This is a genomic window from Flavobacterium sp., assembly GCF_043722275.1.
Taxonomy (GTDB): Bacteria; Bacteroidota; Bacteroidia; order Flavobacteriales; family Flavobacteriaceae; genus Flavobacterium.
Genome location: NZ_JAYSPC010000015.1, coordinates 64,023 through 84,845, shown reverse-complemented (window position 1 = coordinate 84,845; position 20,823 = coordinate 64,023). Strand labels below are relative to the sequence as shown.

General features: G+C 32.9%; 14 protein-coding genes. 5 read left to right on the top strand and 9 right to left on the bottom strand.

The features are described from left to right. Positions 1 to 19 precede the first annotated feature (19 nt). The 4 genes from ACHZDT_RS02645 to ACHZDT_RS02630 all read right to left on the bottom strand — a co-directional run bounded on the left by ACHZDT_RS02645 (position 20) and on the right by ACHZDT_RS02630 (position 5,577). Positions 20 to 427, bottom strand: a complete 408-nt coding sequence (locus ACHZDT_RS02645) for an aegerolysin family protein (protein WP_394773114.1) — start codon at positions 425 to 427, stop codon at positions 20 to 22. Between the two features lie 348 nt (positions 428 to 775). Next, complete coding sequence (locus ACHZDT_RS02640) at positions 776 to 1,594, bottom strand: alpha/beta fold hydrolase (RefSeq protein WP_394773113.1); 819 nt, start codon at positions 1,592 to 1,594, stop codon at positions 776 to 778. Between the two features lie 65 nt (positions 1,595 to 1,659). After that, complete coding sequence (locus ACHZDT_RS02635; RefSeq protein ID WP_394773112.1) at positions 1,660 to 2,430, bottom strand: alpha/beta hydrolase; 771 nt, start codon at positions 2,428 to 2,430, stop codon at positions 1,660 to 1,662. A gap of 687 nt (positions 2,431 to 3,117) precedes the next feature. After that, positions 3,118 to 5,577 carry a histidine kinase dimerization/phosphoacceptor domain -containing protein gene (locus ACHZDT_RS02630; RefSeq protein ID WP_394773111.1) on the bottom strand — a complete coding sequence of 820 codons (2,460 nt, stop codon included), beginning with the start codon at positions 5,575 to 5,577 and terminating at the stop codon, positions 3,118 to 3,120. Positions 5,578 to 5,766: 189 nt separating this feature from the next. On the opposite strand from ACHZDT_RS02630, the gene ACHZDT_RS02625 reads away from it, so the two are divergent. The 4 genes from ACHZDT_RS02625 (at position 5,767) to acnA (ending at position 14,100) form a co-directional block, all read left to right on the top strand. Then, a complete protein-coding gene (locus ACHZDT_RS02625; RefSeq protein ID WP_394773110.1) occupies positions 5,767 to 7,731 on the top strand; it encodes a sigma 54-interacting transcriptional regulator in 1,965 nt (654 codons plus the stop codon). A gap of 32 nt (positions 7,732 to 7,763) precedes the next feature. Next, positions 7,764 to 8,723, top strand: coding sequence for a hypothetical protein (locus ACHZDT_RS02620; RefSeq protein ID WP_394773109.1), 960 nt, complete (start codon positions 7,764 to 7,766; stop codon positions 8,721 to 8,723). Positions 8,724 to 9,484: 761 nt separating this feature from the next. Next, complete coding sequence (gene hmpA, locus ACHZDT_RS02615; protein WP_394773108.1) at positions 9,485 to 10,696, top strand: NO-inducible flavohemoprotein; 1,212 nt, start codon at positions 9,485 to 9,487, stop codon at positions 10,694 to 10,696. Positions 10,697 to 11,328: 632 nt separating this feature from the next. Then, positions 11,329 to 14,100, top strand: coding sequence for an aconitate hydratase AcnA (acnA, locus tag ACHZDT_RS02610; protein WP_394773107.1), 2,772 nt, complete (start codon positions 11,329 to 11,331; stop codon positions 14,098 to 14,100). Between the two features lie 145 nt (positions 14,101 to 14,245). Here the strand turns inward: acnA and ACHZDT_RS02605 are convergent, their stop codons facing one another. Continuing rightward, positions 14,246 to 14,437: a cold-shock protein gene (locus ACHZDT_RS02605; RefSeq protein ID WP_072958530.1), complete on the bottom strand. Its 192-nt coding sequence runs from the start codon at positions 14,435 to 14,437 to the stop codon at positions 14,246 to 14,248. A 277-nt stretch (positions 14,438 to 14,714) separates the two neighbouring features. Next, positions 14,715 to 15,488, bottom strand: coding sequence for a hypothetical protein (locus ACHZDT_RS02600; RefSeq protein ID WP_394773106.1), 774 nt, complete (start codon positions 15,486 to 15,488; stop codon positions 14,715 to 14,717). A 542-nt stretch (positions 15,489 to 16,030) separates the two neighbouring features. Here ACHZDT_RS02600 and ACHZDT_RS02595 point away from each other — a divergent pair. Beyond that, positions 16,031 to 16,504: a hypothetical protein gene (locus tag ACHZDT_RS02595; protein WP_394773105.1), complete on the top strand. Its 474-nt coding sequence runs from the start codon at positions 16,031 to 16,033 to the stop codon at positions 16,502 to 16,504. A 36-nt stretch (positions 16,505 to 16,540) separates the two neighbouring features. Here the strand turns inward: ACHZDT_RS02595 and ACHZDT_RS02590 are convergent, their stop codons facing one another. The 3 genes from ACHZDT_RS02590 to ACHZDT_RS02580 form a co-directional block, all read right to left on the bottom strand. Next, positions 16,541 to 17,497 carry a YheT family hydrolase gene (locus ACHZDT_RS02590; protein WP_394773104.1) on the bottom strand — a complete coding sequence of 319 codons (957 nt, stop codon included), beginning with the start codon at positions 17,495 to 17,497 and terminating at the stop codon, positions 16,541 to 16,543. A gap of 192 nt (positions 17,498 to 17,689) precedes the next feature. Further along, positions 17,690 to 18,508 carry a 1-acyl-sn-glycerol-3-phosphate acyltransferase gene (locus ACHZDT_RS02585; RefSeq protein ID WP_394773103.1) on the bottom strand — a complete coding sequence of 273 codons (819 nt, stop codon included), beginning with the start codon at positions 18,506 to 18,508 and terminating at the stop codon, positions 17,690 to 17,692. Positions 18,509 to 19,104: 596 nt separating this feature from the next. Further along, positions 19,105 to 20,736 (bottom strand): NADP-dependent glyceraldehyde-3-phosphate dehydrogenase, encoded by a 1,632-nt coding sequence (locus tag ACHZDT_RS02580; RefSeq protein WP_394773102.1) that lies wholly within the window; start codon positions 20,734 to 20,736, stop codon positions 19,105 to 19,107. Positions 20,737 to 20,823 lie beyond the last annotated feature (87 nt).

Below are 20,823 nucleotides of genomic sequence, written 5' to 3'. Positions count from 1 at the left end.
CGTTAGTTAATAGAGTAACTTATAATTTGATACAAGTAATCGTAACATTACCTATTGCCCCGGAATCCTTATTCCCGCCTTCTCTTCTGGTAAAATAATATTTCTCAATGTCTTTTTCGACAGTCCAGCTAAAGTTATTTGTCTTTTTGTTAAAAGGACAATCCCAATAAAATTTACCAATTTTAGTATCTCCGTCATAAAGGTCAAAACTGCCTTCTGTTCCAGTTGCTGAACCTGACCTTCCGCAGGAACAAATAAGGGCTGTTTTACCGGACTCTACTTTTATTTTATTAATATCTTCAGTACTAACTTCCTTGTTTTTATCACCAGCTTCATAAAACTTGCCCCAGCTTAATGATGCATTTTTTACATCTAAGGTCACGTTTTCTGATACAATTTTAACTTCAATCCATTGTGAATATGCCATAATGTTTTTAAATTTAGTTCCTACTTCTTGGCCTTTCGGATATTGCCACGTTATTTTAAAGTGGGTTCTGCTCCACTATGTTTTCTCAAACTTATTTTAATAACAAGCTCATTTTTAACACAATAAATATAAAATGAATTAAACTCATCATAGAATAAATTGTTACGAATGGTCCTTTTTTGGTTATAGCTCATTAATTTACTGCCATAAAAAAAAATGTCACAACCATTATTAAAAACAAAAAAGTCAGTGGCTTTTGACCACTGACTCCATTTAAATTAATCGCTTAATGTTTTAAAAAAGCATTTTCTGTTTTATTCTAAAAATTATTAAAATTGATACCTCTTATTATTTAATAAAAGCAAGTATATCAGCATTAATAGTATCAGCATTAGTTGTTGGCATTCCGTGGCATAATCCCGGATACGTAATTATTTTTCCATTTTTTACCAGTTTTATAGCTCTTAAAGCTGTTACATTATAAGGAACAATCTGATCGTCTTCGCCATGTAAAATCAAAACAGGAACATCAACACTTTTTAAATCCTCTGTAAAATCTGTTTCAGAAAATGCTTTAATGCAATCAACATGTGCCTTAATACCGCCCATCATTCCCTGACGCCACCAGTTGTCCTGAATTCCTTTTTTTATGACCGCACCTTCCCTGTTATATCCGTAAAACGGAAAAGTAATATCCTGATAAAATTGCTGCCTGTTATTTGCAGTATTAAAACGAATATCATCAAAAACTTCAATAGGAACTCCATCCGGATTATTCTCATCTTTAATCATATAAGGCGTAACTGCACTGATAAGTATCACTTTTGCAATCCTGTTTTTGCCATATTTTGCCGCATATCTTATCGCTTCTCCACCTCCCGTAGAATGCCCTATATGTATGGCATTCTTCAAATCTAAAAATGTCGTAAGTTCTGCCACATCAGCAGCATAAGTATCCATTTCATTTCCTGCAACCGTTTGTGTTGATCGTCCATGTCCGCGTCTGTCATATGCAATAACCCTAAATCCCTTTTCTAGAAAAAATACCATTTGTGCATCCCAATCATCCGCAGATAAAGGCCAGCCGTGATGAAAAAAAATAGGCTGTCCTGTTCCCCAATCCTTATAATAAATTTCGGTTCCGTCTTTTACTGTAATTTTATCCATTTTAGTTTTTTTTAATAATTATTAATTTGTTTTAAGTTTGAATTCATTTTAATTTCTTCTGATAATTATAAATTTTCATACCAATCAATAATATAATCTGCAACCGTTTCCCAGCCATCTTCACCACATATAAAGTGGCTTTTTCCCTGAAAAATCTTCAAATCAACCCTGCTGTTTCTGTCTTTGTATTTTTTTGCAATTGTCGTTGTAAGCGATGCTGGAAAAATATGGTCACTTCCTCCTCCAATAAATAAAACAGGTTTGTGCGGTTTACTAAAATCAATATTAGAAAACGAGTTCAATACCAGTTCACGGCTTACTTTATAACTTTCAGGAACGGCAATACTGTCAAAAGCAGCAGCTCTGTCTCTTTCATGCAATGTGTTAAAAAAACATTTGTCATACCATTCGCGGCTTCCCATAAAATACTTTGCCGAAGAGAAAAAACCAAATGCCGGCAAAACAGCTTTCAATGTTGTAAATGGCGGAAACACATTTTTGGGCGGTGCACCGTCAATACTAACCGCAGCCGAAACTTTATCTAATTCCAATAACTTTATTGCAGCCATTCCAGCCATTGAATGCCCTATTATCAATGGTTTTTCAGGCAAATTTTCTATAAGTTTTGTGATATTATTGACCACATCAATAAAACCGGATTTAATCAAATCAGGGTGAACTTTTTTTCTTAAATCAGCAGGAATTCCGTCGTGTCCCGGGTTTGCCGGCGTATAAACCGTATAACCTTTTTGTTCATATCGATCTTTCCACTTTGTCCAACTTGTATCGTTTACAAAATTCCCGTGTATCAGGATAATACTTTTAGATTTTATCATAAATTAAATATTTAGTTAATACGGCTTAATTGTGCATGATAAATTCCCTTTGAAAACTGAAAAATTAATCTGCACATGATTTTAATTTAATTACTCAACAAGTTGTTTTACCAATACTTGTAACTATCACTTTTTCTCCTTGCATTAAATGATAAAACCTGGAAGACAACAACTATGCTATTTATTAAATAATTAATTATCAGGTAGATACAAAATAATTAACTTTATATATTTGCTATATTTCACTAAATTTTATCCCTATTATTAAATATAAAAAATGTAATATTATAAATGCCTTTTTAGATTTAGTCTTAGAAAAAATTTGCAAAAACAACATTCCAAGTATTTCTAACATTTAAAGAAGATGATCATATACGTAATTGGTTCTTTTATAAAAATGCTAATCATTATAAATCAATGGCATATTTACTTGAATATTTTTTTTGCAGAATTATTAATCCTTATTAGGCGTTCATTATGACACTTTTAGCTTTATTATTATGGATCATCAAAAAGCCGAAGATGGTTTTAAAAATGCGCAACTTCAGCTTTTCCTTCCGAAAATTGGCAATACTATTGATCTGTAAAATTGCTGAATATTATGTAGCGAAATAAAACAACATCGTATGAATCAATCCCATTTATCAAAAAAAGATGCCATATCAGCATCTTTTTTTTCTAAAGTATTTATACAATATCATCGTTTTCATCGCTTAAAGCTGCGTATTTTTTGCTGAGCGGAAATTCCGGCAGAAATCTAATTTTCAAAATCGTTCCGTTATTTGTTTCCATTAAAAAATCTCCCTCAATATCTTCGCTAAGTCCTTCGATCAGCTTCATACCAAAGGAATTTATTCTGTCGTTACTAACATTATCAATTCCAATTCCGTTATCTGCAATCGTCAATAAATAGTAATTATCCTGATTTTCTTCCAGAGTAATTGCAATCAAACCCGTGTTATCATTTGGAAACGCATATTTAATAGCATTAGTAATCGCTTCATTCAAAATAAGTCCTAACGGAATCGCCTGCGCAACATCAAGTTCTAATGACGCAACATTGACTTCAAAACGAATTCGTTGTCCGGGATTAAAAGATTCCTTTAAATATTCGACCAGTTCTTCAATATAATTATGCATATTAATTGTAGAAATATTATCTGATTTATATAATTTTTGATGAATCAGCGACATCGAATGAATCCTGTGCTGGCTATTTTTTATTGCCGAAAGCGCCATATCATTATCTAAATGCGCAGATTGCGAATTTAAAAGACTTATAACCGTTTGCAGATTGTTTTTTACCCGATGATGCACCTCTTTCAATAACCATTCTTTCTCATCTAATAAATGCCTTAGATTTATATTTTTTAAATTAATCTCGCGCTCCTTAAGTTCCAGTCTTTCATTGTTTTGCTGTTTCAATCTATATCTGCTGTAAAGCAAACCTATCACGACCAAAAGTAAAACCAAACTCCAGATCGAAACCGTATTTAAAAGTTTAGATTTTTGCAATTCGCTTTCCTGCAATTTCGATTGATTGCTTAAAAGTTTAATTTTTTGCTCTTTATTTAAGGTTTCATATTGAATTTTCAGTTCTTCAATTTGTTTTTTAGTTGAAGTTCCAAGAATCGAATCCGTTATCTTTTTATAATTTTGAAAATGTTTCAAAGCGCCAAAATAATTCGTACTCAGCGAATCATTTTTGAACATTAAATATTGGAATAAATCTGAATCAAACATTTTATTATAAGTATTGCGAAGTGCCAAAACTTTATCTGTATAAATTTTTGCTTGTTCCGGACGATTGGTTTCGGCATAAAACAAAGCCATTAAATTATATCCGTGCAACACTTCCCTAAAAGTTTCAGGAGTATTTAATTGTTGCGAATAATGGTCCATTTCCTTAAAATACTTTTCGGCATTGACTTTATCCTTTAAAGCAAGATAACAACTGGCCTTATTAAACGCCACCGACATTTTATCAAAAGTACTTTTAGGCGGATATTTTACAGTAACAGAATTGAGATATTCAAGCGCTTCCTTACTTTTTCCCTTCATCGATAACGCCGCAACCGCACTAAAAAAACTTTTGTACCAAGTCCCGCTATTCAAAGTTTGTTGTCCTATTTCAATACTTTTCTTGTACAATTCAAGTGCATCTTCATGATAACCAATTGTATTATAAACATTTGCCAGACGCGTATAAAAAATGTCACCAAAAGTATAATCTTTCTCCGCCTCCATTCTTTTTACACTTTTTAAAGCATAATATAAAGCGCTTTTAATATCATGAAAATTAAGCTCGAGATATGAAATTGTGGTTTCGCCAAATTGCTCGTGTTTGAAACCTATTTTTCTAAAATCGGCAAGGTTCTGATACAACCTTTTTTTCGCCTCATTAATACGTCCGCTCCAAAAATAAATAGTCGTAATTTTCATGTACATTTCTATTCTTTTGTCTTCCATTCCCAATTCCTTGTAAATGGAAACCGCTTCTTCAAGATTTTTTTCCTTCAAAGGATCTAAATTTGACAAAAGCATTGCCTGAGCATCTAATACTTCTGCAAGTCCAGGTTTGTCATTTTCTTTGCGGCAATCGCTGATAACATTCGTAAAACACTTTGTACTTTCTGCCGGATTATTTGCCTGAGCATAATATTTTCCCAGTAAAATCACACTTTCATGTTGCCACTTTTTTATTTTTAAATTCTTACTTAAATCAACAGCCTCCTTTATATAGACATACGCATTTTCAAGATCTTGCTTTTTTGTATCAGGTTTAAAAAGATAAAAATTACCAAGTTGAAGCAACAATTTGATTCTGTTTTCCTCTTTTGTTTTTGCCAGTAATTTTTTTGCCGAAGTTATATTTCCCTTTTCAATTAAGTCATTGCCAATAAGCTTCGATCCATCATTAAAACCTTCATCATAAGCAAGCGAAATTGGAATTTTATAAGCCGTACAAGCCAACACCACAGAACTGTCTACATCTATTGCGCCTTGGTTTGCATTATATAAATACATCGAACAAGTTTGTATTAGCAACCTTTTTTTCTTTAAATCATATTTATTAACAGATGAACTTTGCGCCAAGCCTTGTAATATAATGAAGAAATTAAAACAGATTATAAGCGTTTTTTTCATGGTTTTGGCTGGTTTTAGTTTTGGAAAAAAGAAACAAATATAGAAACAAAAACGTACGATTTTAAGAAATAATACTAAGGAAATTCATGCTTATTCTGTTTTTAATAAATTAAAACAAATGAATTTAGGGTTTTAACTATAATAATTAATTAATTTTACATATCGTAAAAGCATCAAACAATTGTAATCATGAAAACCGATACCGAAGAAATAACGAAATCTTATAAAACAACAATTGAAAAGAACATTTTAATTGTTGAAGATCAATTTATTGAAGCCTATGATTTGCAGTTAATTCTTGAAAAAGCAAATTATAAAGTCCTTGGTATTGCACGTTCTGTAGATAAAGCCCTCGAAATTTTAGAAACCCAAAAACCGGATTTAGTATTGCTCGATATAATGCTAAAAGGAGATAAAAACGGAATTGAACTTGCACATATTTTAAAGAAAAAAAATATTGGTTTCATCTTTATTTCTGCCAATTCAAGTAAACAGATTTTAGAGAAGGCAAAAACTACACAACCGTTTGGGTTTATTGTAAAACCTTTTAGGGATCAGGATATTTTGACTACGCTTGAAATTGCATTTTACCGACTTGATTATAGTTTGGAATCTCAGTTATTACAGCAATTGGAACTAAAAAATAACATTACGAATTTGATTAATTCCGACTTTAATATTGAAGAAGCTTTGCAGGCATTTGCAAAAATAATTCAGACTTTTGTTTCATTTGATTATCTTGAAGTTGGTTTTGCAAACGCAGATCAATATTCGAATTTAGGAATCGCCCGAAAAAACATCGCCGAATATCAAATTATCACCGTTCAGAAATTATCGCAAATCGCCGAAATATCAATAAAAGAACTCAATGAAACGTATAAAAAATCCCAAACAGATTTAAAACCTATTATTTATACCGAAGAATCCTTAATCAAAAATTTTCAGGCTGCGCCGATAAAAGGCTTGATTGCACATAATTTCGGAATTAAATCTTATTTGGTTTTCCCAATTTTAATCGATTCAAATTTATTTTCTTTTACGTTTTACAGCAGAAATTTTAAAGTGTATTCACAGGAAAACCTTGATTTATTATCCACTTTAGAAAGTTCATTATCAAAAATGATATCTCGTTTTTATTCGGTTCAGCCAAAGACTTTTATTCCGAAAAAAACTCCACAAAAAGAACCAGTTAAAATCGCAGAAACTGGGTTTGAGGGAATAATTGGCGACAGCTCACAAATGCTAACCGTTTTTAATTATATAAAAAGAGTCGCACCATCAGACACATCTGTATTAATTTTAGGAGAAAGCGGAACCGGAAAAGAAAAAATTGCGCAAAGTATTCACGCTTTATCAAACCGCAAAAACAAACCGCTTGTCATTGTAAATTGTGGTGCGATTCCTGAAAATTTAGCAGAATCATTGTTCTTTGGGCATGAAAAAGGTTCCTTTACCGGAGCACTTGAAACGCGCGTGGGAAAATTTGAACTTGCTAACGGAGGAACTATTTTTCTGGACGAAATTGGCGAAATGTCTCCGGCATTACAAGTCAAATTATTGAGGGTTTTACAAGAAAAAGAAATTGAACGCATTGGGTCACATTCCCCCATGAAAATTAATGTCCGACTTATTGCCGCAACAAATAAAAATCTGGAAGACGAAGTTGCCGCCGGAAGATTCAGAATGGATTTATATTATCGATTATTGGTGTTTCCTATTTTAGTTCCTTCGTTAGAAAAAAGAAAAGAAGATATTCCTAAACTCGCACAGCATTTTATAGAAATCTACAGCGGCAAAATGGATAAAAAAATTCCTGTACTTTCTCCTTTAGCATTACAGCAGATTATGAATTATAACTGGCCCGGAAATATTAGGGAACTCGAACATGTTATACAACGCGCCGTATTGCTAAATGACGGCGATACAATAAAGGAAATAGAACTTTTCTCGTCTAACAAACTAAATCCTGAAGCAAAAACCGAATCTTTTTCTATTAAAACTATTGTCGAAAACGAACGGGATTATATTACTTATATCTTGAAAAAATGCAACGGAAAAGTTTCCGGAGCCGGCGGTGCGGCAGAAATTCTGGATATTAATCCGTCAACATTAAACTCCAGAATTAGAAAACTCGATATAAAAAGAGAATTCTAAAAATTAAGAAAATCCATCAAACAAATTGCAAAATGAATAAAATATTAGCCTTAGTGGATTTGTTAGGATTTACAAAAATGATTGAAAAAGATCATGTAAAATCGAAGGAATTATTGCATGATTTTTATAAAATTGTATTTGATTCCCTTGAAAATAACGAAGCGATAAAAGGCAATATTTCGTCAGATTGCGTCATGATATATTCGGATCATTATTCTGAGCTTATCAATTGTGTTACAAATATTTACAGGTTGTGTTTTAAATTCAATAAAGATCGTCAGGATGCTGATTTTTACCTGCTTCCGCGTGGCGCAGTAAGTGTGGGATATATGGATATTGGCGACAGGGACACTTCGCTGCATTTGACTAAAGATTTTATGATTGGTCCTGCCCTCGTCCATTCGTCTAAACTTGAACAGCAAATAAAGGGCAGCAGATTGCTTGTAGCGATAAACAGCGACGACGAAAATCAGGTTAAAGATTTAAAATTAAATCCCAATCTTACATCACCACTTTACGAAAATTGTACATTTAAATTCTGGGATAATTATAGCTATTTTGACGCTTTATGGTTTCTCGATCTTTCAAAAAACAAAACGGATCAAAAAGCCGAAGTCCTTGAATTACTGAATATTGCCATTCAGCTTTTAAAAATTAATAGTAACAAAACAAAAATTGTCGAGCATTATATCAATACATTACGATTGGGGCTTTTGAGTTACAATAAATTTATTCAGCCCAAAAATGATCCTGTAATTCGACAAATATTAACGGAGTTTCCCTATGAAACATACTGGCTTTTATGGCTTACTATTATCGAAATTACAATGAAATCAGAATCGCAAATTCAGCTTGACGAAAATATCTGCAAATTTTATAAAAATGCAATCATCAGCAACGGCTGGATTCACGTAATCGAAGAAATAAATAAAACCGGAAAACAATATTTAAAAAATAATTGCAATGATTTTCTTGAGTTGATTTATAAGTGATTTTTTAGGTTTGCAGTCGCAGTTTGCGGTCGCAGTTTACTGCTTTGTCAAAGCTCAAAATCAAGAATGTAAGAAACTCTAGCTTAGGTCTTGTTTGTTTATTTTTTATTGATAATAAACAAATCACACCATAATGTTTAGTCTCTATGGGACATTCTTCAATTTATTTTGTCTTTTTTTCTACCAACATATAACTCCTAACGGAGTATTGATTTGCTTTTTTCTCAATATTTAAATGTTAAAGATATCTCGGAGAGATTATATGTTGGTAGAAAAGAAAAAATGCCATTGTAAATTGTCCCGTAGGGCAATGTCATTAAGTTAAGAAAAAATCAATAATATTATGCCGAATGAATCTCCCGTAAATCGCCAAGTCTTGTCATTAAGACGGAGGAGAAATCTCCGTAAGTAACTCCGCAACGCAAATCCAATCTTTGTCGAGCTTCTCGAGAGGATTTCTCCTTCGTCGAAATGACAATATTGTGTTTAAACTTTGCGTCTTAGCGCCTTTGCGAGATAATTTTATTTTCTAAGCTTAACTTAATGACATTGCCCTTAGGGACTATACTTTGCTTTTTCTCAATATTTTTCTACCAACATATAACCGAAAACTGTAAACTGAATACTTTTTTCCCTTTGAATAAACCTCTTATGATTTGAATCATAAAATACAGGATTACATCAAACCTATTTTTGTAATTGTATAAAAAATAAATCCAAATATTTTTTTTACATCACATTTTTAATCCTAAAAAAATAACATGAATTCAGATCAAAAAGAGCTTATTAAAGCAACAATTCCTATTTTAAAATCCAATGGCGAAGATCTTACCCAACATTTCTATACGCGAATGTTTAAACATCATCCTGAATTGAAAAATATGTTCAATATGGGAAATCAGGCAAACGGAAGACAAAAATCTGCTTTGGCAAATGCCGTATTGGCTTACGCCGAAAATATAGAAGATCCAAGTGTTTTAATTGGCGTATTAAAAGGAATTGGCACAAAACACAGAAGCCTAAATATTCAGCCAGAGCAATATAAAATCGTAGGAACTCACCTTATCGCTTCAATTGGTGAAGTTATTGGCGAAGCTGCAACGCCGGAAATTCTTGACGCCTGGACCATCGCTTATTATCAGCTTGCCGGAATTATGATTAATATTGAAAAAGAACTTTACGCAGAAAATGCAGCAAAATCAGGCAGCTGGAACGGATGGAGAAAATTTACAATCAAAAAAATCGTCGAGGAATCAACAGAAATAAAATCTTTTTATTTATATCCTGAAGACGGAAAAGAAATTGCTGATTTCCATTCAGGTCAGTATATAAGCGTTCAGGTTTTTGTCGATGAATTAGGACTTTTACAACCAAGACAATACAGTTTATCAAGCGCTTTTAATCCTGAATATTACAGAATTTCTGTTAAAAAAGAAAACGGAATCGCTGATAATCCTTTCGGAATGGTTTCTAATACACTTCATTCAAAATCAGAAGGCGATGTGATTTCAATTTCGGCTCCGGCCGGATTATTCCATTTAGAAAAAGAATCTAAAAATCCATTGGTTTTAATAAGTGGCGGAGTTGGTTTTACACCGATGTTGAGTATGCTGGAAACCAACATGAACGCTATTCAGAATAAAAAAACAGTCTGGATTCACGGTTGCAGGAATGAATCTGTTCACGCATTTAAGAATCAAATCTCTACCTTAAAGGAAAATGCGCAATGGCTTGAAAATTACACGTTTTATGATAAGGTTGAAGATCATCACCTTGCTTCAAATCAAATTATTCAAGGTCGTGTAGATCTTAATAAATGCAAAGATTCCATTTTATTAGATGGAGCAAAATTTTATATCTGCGGTCCGGAAATGTTTATCAAAACACAATATGAATCTCTGATTGGTTTAAATGTAAATCATGAAAATATTTTTTATGAAGAATTTGGACCTCAGTTAATCAATTTAAAATAAGAATGCGAATTGCGTGCAACCACATTCAAAAATGCTTATCAAAAGTTCTTAAAAACCTGACGACAACTTTTTTTATTACCTTGGTTTTGGCAAGTGTAAATTGCTCCGACAGATCTAATTTTTTATTTTTTTGGATGCGTTCCTGGATAATCGCCAGTTCAATATCACTTTTATTTTCATTTTTTATATTCCCTCATAAGGAATAAACTCAAAAAGCCTTCATTAACGTGAAGGCTTTTTTTATGCGCGATGCTTTAGTTTAACTACATTTATATATTTATAGCTATCTGTAAAAATCTTATCTTTATGTAAATTAATTCCTATTTTGATAAATAGAGATTATGTTTTGTGTTAAACCCCTTTTACTATTTAAACCCGAAGGATAAAATTTTGTTAAGTCGCTCTTACTTTTTAGAATATTCTCGAAGAAATTTGTAAATTAGTGATATATCGAAAAAAAAATAATTATTAAAATCGCAATAAACTGAAAATCTGAACCTTAATCAGATGGCAGGATTTTTGAAAATAATTATAAGCTCAGTCAAAAAACGTTCACGATAAATAATTTCAGGATCTGTAATACACAACTCGGCATCAATTATGTCTCATTATTAAATTAAACACTGTCAATTATGCAAAATGATATCTACCAAATTAAAAGACTTCTAACTACAAAAAACAGAACATTTTCATATTACAGTCTGGCTGAGATGGAAAATCAGGGTTTTAATATCCAAAAAATGCCTTTCTCAATCAGAATTCTTTTAGAAAATGTATTACGAAATTATGATGATTTCGCCATTACAAAAGAAAACATTGAAACCATCCTGAACTGGAAACCCGAAGCATCTGACAAAGACATTCCTTTTAAACCGGCGCGTGTCCTGATGCAGGATTTTACCGGAGTTCCTGCGGTTGTAGATATTGCATCGTTAAGGACTGAAGCTGCAAGAAGAGGAAAAAATCCCGACATGATAAACCCGCTGATTCCGGTTGATTTAGTGATCGATCATTCGGTTCAGGTTGATTATTTTGGAACAGAATATTCTTATCTCAGAAATATGGAGGAAGAATACAAACGAAATTCTGAGCGTTATGAATTTTTAAAATGGGCGCAGCAATCCTTTAGTAATTTTAGCGTAGTTCCGCCGGGAATGGGAATTTGCCATCAGGTAAATTTAGAATATTTATCAAAAGGTGTAATTGAAAGAAACGGTGAAATTTTTCCAGATACCTTGGTAGGAACTGACAGCCATACGCCTATGGTTAACGGAATTGGCGTTATAGCTTGGGGAGTTGGAGGAATCGAAGCCGAAGCTGCTATTTTAGGTCAGCCAATTTATTTTATAATGCCGGAAGTTATCGGGCTTAAACTTTCAGGTAAAATTCCGCTTGGATCTACAGCCACGGATATGGTACTTACAATTGCAGAATTGCTTCGAAAATATGGCGTTGTAGGTAAATTTGTTGAAGTATTTGGTCCCGGACTGGACAGTTTAAGCGTTCCTGATCGTGCGACAATTGGTAATATGTCACCAGAATTTGGATGTACTGTAACCTACTTTCCTATTGATGAAAAAACGTTAGAATATATGCGTCTCAGCAACCGATCTGAAGAACAAATTGATCTTGTTGAACAATATTGCAAAGCAAATTTACTGTGGCGAACTGGAGATGAATCGATTACATATACTGATATTCTTGAACTTGATTTATCTACTATAGAACCTACTATTGCAGGTCCAAAAAGACCACAGGATAAAATTCTCCTTAAAAATCTTCAGCCGTCACTTATAGATATGCTGGATAAAACTTTTGGACGAAAAAATTTCCCTCCTAAACAAGTGGCGCGCTGGTCTGGTGAAGGCGGATCTCAACCTATTCAAGGTGAAGCTATAATTCCTGACAATGCAAAAATTGAGGAAAAAATAGAAGATGGTATCAAAACTGTTGCGGTAACTCTGGGTAACGAACAATTTATGCTTTCGGATGGTGCAGTTGCAATCGCTGCGATTACATCTTGTACCAATACTTCTAACCCGTATGTTATGATTGGCGCCGGACTTGTTGCCAAAAAAGCAAGAGAAAGAGGACTGAATGTAAAACCGTGGGTAAAAACTTCACTTGCTCCAGGTTCAAAAGTAGTAACAGATTATCTGGCAAAAGCCGATTTACTGGGCGATCTTGAAGCGTTAAAATTTCACGTTGTGGGTTACGGTTGTACTTCATGCATTGGAAATTCAGGACCTTTGCCTGCGCATATTGCTAAAGCAGTTGAAGACCACGATCTTGTTCTGGCATCTGTTTTATCCGGAAACAGAAATTTTGAGGCAAGAATTCATCCTCAAATCAAAATGAACTTTTTAATGTCGCCAATGCTTGTCGTTGCCTTTGCCCTTGCGGGAAGAGTTGATATTGACTTACTTAATGAACCTTTAAGTTATGACTCAAATCAATTGCCGGTTTATTTAAAAGATATCTGGCCTAGTGATGATGAAATCCATGAAGTTTTAAGCGCTGTATTATCTCCTAAACAATTCGCGAAAAGCTATGAAACTATTTTTGACGGAAACGAAACATGGCAAAATTTAAAAATACCCGAAGAAAAAATTTATGCATGGAATGATAATTCAACTTATATTAAAGAAGCGCCTTTTTTTAAAGATCTTCCTGAAAATCCAAAACCATTACAAGACATTGAAAATGCCAGAACTTTATTAGTACTTGGTGACAGTATTACTACAGATCATATTTCGCCGGCAGGATCATTCAACGAAAATTCAGCTGCGGGTAAATATCTGATTAGCCGTGATGTACAAAAAGCCGATTTTAACTCTTACGGTTCTCGTCGTGGTCATGATGAGGTGATGATACGAGGAACTTTTGCTAATGTTCGTATTAAAAATGCCTTAGCAGATAAAGAAGGCGGTTATACAAAATATCTTCCTACGGGTGAAGAAATGAGCGTGTACGATGCATCTGTAAAATATAAAGAAGATCATACGCCGTTAGTTATTCTTGCAGGAAAAGAATATGGAAGCGGATCATCAAGAGACTGGGCTGCAAAAGGAACTTTCCTCTTAGGCGTAAAAGCAGTTCTTGCCGAAAGTTACGAACGAATTCACCGAAGCAATTTAGTAGGTATGGGCGTGTTGCCGTTACAATATAAAAAAGGTGAAAATGCTTTAAGTCTTGGATTGACAGGAAAAGAAATATTTAGTATTTCAGGAATCGCACAGGATATAAAACCTCTAAAAGAACTATTAGTTACGGCTGTGAAAGAGAACGGTGAAAAAATTAGCTTTAATGTTATTGCCAGACTGGATTCAAAAATAGAAATTGAATATTACAGAAATGATGGAATCCTACAGTATGTTTTAAGACAATTTCTTGAAAAAGAATAATTGAAACAAAAACAATCATAAGACATAATTCTTTGATTATCATTAAATTATAAACATAAAAAAAAACCAGTGAATAAACTTCACTGGTTTTACCTTACTTATGTAAAATGGTCAATCTATAATAGATTGAGTCACATTAGTATCTTTAAGCTACTACTACGTTTACAGCATTAGGTCCTTTTTTACCTTCAGCTATGTCGTAACGTACTTCATCATTTTCACGGATATTTTCAGATAGACCTGAAACATGAACGAAAATTTCACTTCCACCGTTTTTTGGCGTAATAAAACCAAAACCTTTTTCTTCATTGAAGAATTTTACTGTACCTTCTTGCATATTATAATTATTTATAGAGTATAAATGTAGTCTATTTACTAGTACAATCCTTAAAATAATCGCATTTAGTTCATTTTTTTTTTATTTTGGAAAAAAACATCACGAATTTCCCATATAAATAAGTGCATCAAGTCAGATTTGTTGCCATTTGTTGTGCTTTAAAAAATGTGTTTTTTTAGAATTCTACCTTTTATTTTTAATTGTATCTTGTCACAAAACTTCCTAAAATAATTTTCTTCGACTTTGTCAACAAGTTTCAATGTCAAAATCGTGCTTTTTATTTTTTACGTTCTATTGTTTCAAAATCCAGATCCATTTCACATTTACTGTTTAATACCTGACCCAAATATATTGGATATTCCTTATTGTTTGCGTCTTTATTATATTGAAAGAAATCAGCATAATTGGCTTCTTTTAATGCCGAAAATTTCTGTACTTTATATTCTTTAGTTTCAAATGCGCCGTCATCTGATGAAAGTTTATCCCATTCTTCTTTTGCAAAACTCATCGGGATTTTCGTTTTGCTTTTAACCACAAACATTGTATCTCCATTTGTGCGAAGCAATTTTATCAAAACTCCTTCAGACATTCCGTTTTCTGACCAGGTCGATTTATAAATATCTCCGGATTTTGGATGCATTAACAGCTCAGAATATTCTTTCGCTTTATTGTTTGTTCTTTTTTTATTAATGGAAGCAATTCCCATAAATATCAAAATCAGAACTGGTAAAACGAAACATAATGACCAGGGATAAAGCAGTTGCCATAAGGTTCTTTTATGGTTTCGAATATTCTTTATCGCCGCAGCTACATTATCAGAATATTTTCGTTTTGTAAATATGGAAGTATCTATTTTTTTAATAACATTTCCGCAGTTTCTACAAACAACGCTCGTTTTTCTGCCCATCCCAAAAATAGGTATTCCCATTGCAATGTATCTCATATATAAGATTACTTCAAGAGAATTTTTTTCGTTACACGAAGGACAAATTTCGTCAGCAATTGGCCTTGACGTTAATGGTTTTGTTACAATTTGGTAAATAAAAATCATTTATATTTCTGCTTTTTAAATGGTTAAAATGTCTGAGGAAATTTATAATTGTGGTATTTTATCACAAACATAAGCTTTTTGTTTTAGTAATAAAAACGAGACAATTAGAACCTTTTTAATGATGGAAAGACATTCAGAAAATAAATTTCATAAATATTCCTTACAGCATATTGAGAAGATAATTTTAATAAAAAAACTGGAAATCGAAGGATTAATACAAAACTTGTAGAGAAACATAAAATATTTTAAAGGAAGAAAAAAATAGAATTTTAACGCAAAGAGCGCTAAGATTTTTACTCAATATTACTGTGAAAAAATAAAAAGTTCGCAAAGCTGGTTCCAGACAAAGCTTTGCATTCTTTTTATTTTTTAAAAACCATACTTATAAAATCTTAGCGCACTTTGCGATTAAGTTTATCCTTAAACTCAGGTTTCGTGTTGATCGAAAACGAAATTTGAAATTCTGCAAAATCCAACTTCTATTGTGTAACAAATATTTTGGAAAAAGAACTAAATTTGAAATAATTACTAAAAATACTACTATGAAAATTTTCTCGATACTTTTAATATCAATCTTCTTTTTTTCATGCCAACAAAAACAAACCAAGAACGCAGCCATTTATCATTCAGATACAATTGCTACAAAAAAAATTGAAGTCAGACAAAAAGAAGAGAACAAACAAATTGGCGACACAATCTTTATGAATTTTAAAAATAAAGAGGGTCTTTTTACAGCTGAAGGTTCCTTAGATTCTATTCATCCAAGAATATATGTAAAATTCAAGAATGAAGATTTAGGTGAATTAAACGGAAAGATTGTTCCAACAACAGGCAAAGGAAATATTCGTTTTAGCCAAATTATTTTCCCTGACAATACTTCAGACGGACCTTTTAGTATGGATTTAAAAATTCAACTAAAACAAAAAGGAAATCATATTTTAGTAATTGGACATTCACAAATGGCTGATAGTCCTTTTTGGGGTAAATTCGAGGTTCAGCTTGAGAATAAAATATAAGTTTTTTTCTAATTGTTTATTGCGAATATCTCCAGATTATTTGGAAGTAAAAAACTCATAAGCCCTTTTTTCTGCATAAGAATAGGTTGAATTACGCAACGGAAAAGCGCAATGTCCTCCATACTTTGGAGTTTCCAGATATACAAATGCGCTGTCTTTTGCTATCGCTCTGGGATAACATCTTTCACCTAAAAATGGATCATCAAGTGAATTAATAATTAAAACGGGAATTGTAATATCTTTAAGTGAAAATTCCGGAGAAACGCGCTGATAATAATCATCCCGGCTTGCAAAACCATGTAATGGCGCTGTAAAATAATGATCAACTTCATCAAAAGATGTAATTTTATCAATTTGATCACGGTTTATAAAATCAGGGAATTGTGCGGCCTTATGTTTTAGCTTTCTTTTAATATCAATTGTAAAATTCTTTAAATAAACTCGGTTAAAACCTTGTTTAAGTATTGCAGCACTTGTCGCGATATGAGTTGGAACTGAAATTGAAACTGCCGCTTTTACACGTTTATCGATTTTTGACCAGCCTAAATAATTCAAAAGCTGAACCCCGCCCATTGAATAACCAATTAGATAAACATCATCAAATCCTTTTTGTAAAACAAATTGAACCACTTCGTCCAGATCATCAACTGCACCGTGATGATAAAGTCTTGGCAAACGATTCATTTCACCTCCACAAGTACGATTGTTCCAGGCGAAAACTGAAAAACCTTTCTGCTCAAAATAATCCGAACAGCTATTAACGTACGTTCTTCGGGAATCGCCTTCTAAACCATGACATAAAATAACTGCTTTTTTAGGGTCGTTTATAATAAAATCAATATTGATAAAATCTCCATCACTTAATTCATGCTTTTCTCGTGTATATCCGGGCGCATCAAACCTTTTAAACAACGCAGCATAAATTGTAGTAATGTGCTTGTTGCGATGAATAATCGAAGGAAAATTATATTCTGATTGTTCAATGATAGGCATGATAGCAAATGTTTTTGGCGTTATACAAATCTAAGCAATCCATCAATATGTAATTTAAAACTGTATTTTTTTTATTTTATTTTTTCGGAATTATATAAGTTGTGTTTTCCAAAATAAAAAAACCTTCAAAATCAATGACTTTGAAGGTTTGTATTTTATTTATTTGAAGAAGCTGAACTCTGAAAAGAACAATTAATTTTGTGATTGATTTTTTAGTGCATAAAGCTTGTTTCTAAGACTTTGCAATAATAAAGGATCAAAAGATTTCCCTTTTGAACCATTTAAAAGTATGGCTTTGCCAATAGTCACTTTAAGTATATATCCTTGTTTGTTAAAAAGTTCAGAAATCAGTTTTGATGTCTGCAACATAGGATGAATTGTTTTTAACATACTGAAGAAAATACCGTTATTTCCGTGAAAATAGATTGGTAAAATGGGCACATCGGCTTTTGAGATAATTTTCCCCACTACGGGATGCCATTCCGGATCTGTAATTTTACTGGTTTTAAAGTTATATGAAGAAACTTCTCCGGCAGGAAATATCGCAACAGGAGTTCCTTCGGCAAGGGCTTTAAGTGTCATTTTTAATCCTGTAATACTCGCAGAATTTTGTACGTTTTCAAACGGATTTACTCCTATAATACATTTTTCAAGATTTGGAATTTCCTTTAATAAAAAATTTCCCATATACAATGTATCAGGTCTGATTTTCGAAATCGTACTTAATAAAGCCAGCGATTCGATACCACCATAAGGATGATTTGCAATAACGATAAAGGCTCCTTCGCGAGGGATATTTTGCAATTCGGTTGCGTCAAAGTGCACTTTTACGCCTATTTTCGTTAAGACATAATTAGCAAAATCTGCGCCCTCAAGATTACCCGCTTCTTTTACAATGGCATTTAAATTATTAATTTTCATTACTTTCATTAAATACGATGGCAATCCGGGAATAGGAATTTTAGAAAGGCCCGAAGCTTTAGTAAATTTTTCTTTGGAAATCAATGTCATATGTGTAAAGCTTTTAGGGTTGGGGCGAAAGATATTAAAAAAGCTGAAAGTATTTGAAATTAGTGATGTTAATTATTTGTAATAAATGTTGTTTGAGGATAATTGATCAAAAAGTAAATCATTTATTACAAAGTTTTATTTTGTTTTAAATGGTAATTGGTACAACGAATTAAACCCAACAGGTTTTTAAAACCTGTCGGGTTTGTTAAAGATTGGCGAATTGATTTTAGAGTTACCTTACGGAGATTCCTCGTTCGCATAAAATGTACAGACTAATTTAAGACATAATCTTTGTCAAAGTTTTAAACCAAGGGTGTAAGGAACTTCAATTATTAAACTTTGACAAAGATTTTAAGGTAATATTTTACACAAAATAGCCCCAATCTTGTCATTTCGACGAAGGAGAAATCTTCGCGAGAAGCTCTGTAATCAAAATCGCCAATCTTTGTCGAGTTACTTGCGAAGATTTCTCCTTCGTCGAAATGACAAAAATACGCAGAACTGCTTTGAACATAAACTTTTCCAAAGTTCCTTACACTCTTGGTTTTAAACTCTGACAAAGATCTGACGGAAACTGAGACATGAAAAATACTGATTTAAAAGATATAATCTGTGCTTAAAAAACTGGAATCGTGATCTTTTACAATTGTATTTAAAAGTTTTTTGTTTGCAGGTGTAATTTTTGCTGCAACCAAAGATCTGATCGAGAAAGAACGCAATGCATCAAAAACCGAAAGTGTTCCTTCGGCACTGTCTTTTCTTCCTGTAAAAGGGAAAACATCGGGACCTCTTTGAGCCTGACAGTTGATATTTACTCTGCTTACTAAATTCACAAATGAGTCAATTAACAGGGAAACTTCCTGCGGTTCTTCACTAAAAATACTTACCTGCATTCCGTGCGAAGCGTTGATTTGATAATCAATAGGATCCTGAATATTTTCAAACGGAACGACAGGAATAATTGGTCCAAATTGTTCTTCATGATACAATTTCATATCTGTAGTTACAGGAAAAACTACTGACGGGAATACAAATGATTCTTCACTATATCCTCCGTTTTCATTTAAAATTTTCGCTCCTTTTGCAATTGCATCATCCAGACATTCTTTAAGATATGCCGGTTTATTTACCTCAGGCAACGGCGTAATTTTTACGTTTTGTTCCCACGGAAGTCCCGGTTTTAATTGAGAAACAGCGGCTGTAAGTCTTTTATTAAATTCTTCGGCAATTTCCTTTTGTACAAATATTAATTTTAAAGCCGTACATCTTTGTCCGTTGAATGATAAAGCGCCTAATAAACATTCGCTTACGGCAACATCAAGATCTGCATGTTTGGTTACAATTGCCGCATTTTTAGCATCAAGGCTCAAAATTGCACGAAGACGATTGACTTTAGGATGGAGTTTTTTAAGTCCGTTTGCAACTTTACTTGAACCAATAAATGCCAGTACATTCACTTTTCCGCTTTCCATAATTGGCGTAATAATTTCTGCTCCTTTTCCGTAAAGCGTATTTACCGTTCCTTTTGGAAAAGCTTCTTTAAAGGCATTCAGTAAAGGATAATGTGCCAGAACTCCGTGTTTAGGAAGCTTAAATAAAATGGTATTTCCCATTATCAATGCGGGAATAAGCGTTGTAAATATCTCATTTAAAGGATAATTAAAAGGTCCCATACTTAGCACAACTCCTAAAGGCGCTCTTCTGATTTGAGCAATAGTTCCTTCAGCCTGTTCAAATCTTGACGATTCGCGATCGATATCTTTTAATGCATCAATTGTTTGATTAATGTAGTCAACGGTTCTGTCAAATTCTTTAGTCGAATCCGGCAGTGTTTTTCCTATTTCCCACATTAATAATTTGATGATTAGCTCGCGTTGCTGTCCCATTAAATACACAAATTTTTCCATGCATTTAATTCGGCCTTCTACGGGCATTTTTGGCCATTCTCCAAATCCGTTATCATATGCTTTTACAGAGGCGTCAAGCGCTTCTAAAGCTTCTTTAACTCCTGTGTTTGGTACGCTTCCTAAAAGTTTTCTTTGTAATCCGTTTTCTGTTGGAATACATATTGGTGAATAAAGTTCTAAAACTTCGCCGTTCCATTCTACCAGTTCCCCATTTAACAAATAGGTTCTTTGATGTATTTCCTCGACTTTAAATTCGTCGGGAATTTCGCTTTCGCTTTTAAAAATTTTGTTAGGCAGAGGAGAATTTTGTTGAGAATCCATAAATATTTTTTTTAGTTGAAATATTGATTTCTTAAATTAAACAAACTCCTGACCAATTTATTCTTGAATTAAATTGGGCTGGATTGA

What these genes read in the sequence shown, in the direction of transcription:
- ACHZDT_RS02645 (WP_394773114.1), bottom strand. Translation starts at nt 427, where the DNA reads ATGGCATATTCACAATGGATTGAAGTTAAAATTGTATCAGAAAACGTG.
- ACHZDT_RS02640 (WP_394773113.1), bottom strand. Translation starts at nt 1,594, where the DNA reads ATGGATAAAATTACAGTAAAAGACGGAACCGAAATTTATTATAAGGAT.
- ACHZDT_RS02635 (WP_394773112.1), bottom strand. Translation starts at nt 2,430, where the DNA reads ATGATAAAATCTAAAAGTATTATCCTGATACACGGGAATTTTGTAAAC.
- ACHZDT_RS02630 (WP_394773111.1), bottom strand. Translation starts at nt 5,577, where the DNA reads ATGAAAAAAACGCTTATAATCTGTTTTAATTTCTTCATTATATTACAA.
- ACHZDT_RS02625 (WP_394773110.1), top strand. Translation starts at nt 5,767, where the DNA reads ATGAAAACCGATACCGAAGAAATAACGAAATCTTATAAAACAACAATT.
- ACHZDT_RS02620 (WP_394773109.1), top strand. Translation starts at nt 7,764, where the DNA reads ATGAATAAAATATTAGCCTTAGTGGATTTGTTAGGATTTACAAAAATG.
- hmpA (WP_394773108.1), top strand. Translation starts at nt 9,485, where the DNA reads ATGAATTCAGATCAAAAAGAGCTTATTAAAGCAACAATTCCTATTTTA.
- acnA (WP_394773107.1), top strand. Translation starts at nt 11,329, where the DNA reads ATGCAAAATGATATCTACCAAATTAAAAGACTTCTAACTACAAAAAAC.
- ACHZDT_RS02605 (WP_072958530.1), bottom strand. Translation starts at nt 14,437, where the DNA reads ATGCAAGAAGGTACAGTAAAATTCTTCAATGAAGAAAAAGGTTTTGGT.
- ACHZDT_RS02600 (WP_394773106.1), bottom strand. Translation starts at nt 15,488, where the DNA reads ATGATTTTTATTTACCAAATTGTAACAAAACCATTAACGTCAAGGCCA.
- ACHZDT_RS02595 (WP_394773105.1), top strand. Translation starts at nt 16,031, where the DNA reads ATGAAAATTTTCTCGATACTTTTAATATCAATCTTCTTTTTTTCATGC.
- ACHZDT_RS02590 (WP_394773104.1), bottom strand. Translation starts at nt 17,497, where the DNA reads ATGCCTATCATTGAACAATCAGAATATAATTTTCCTTCGATTATTCAT.
- ACHZDT_RS02585 (WP_394773103.1), bottom strand. Translation starts at nt 18,508, where the DNA reads ATGACATTGATTTCCAAAGAAAAATTTACTAAAGCTTCGGGCCTTTCT.
- ACHZDT_RS02580 (WP_394773102.1), bottom strand. Translation starts at nt 20,736, where the DNA reads ATGGATTCTCAACAAAATTCTCCTCTGCCTAACAAAATTTTTAAAAGC.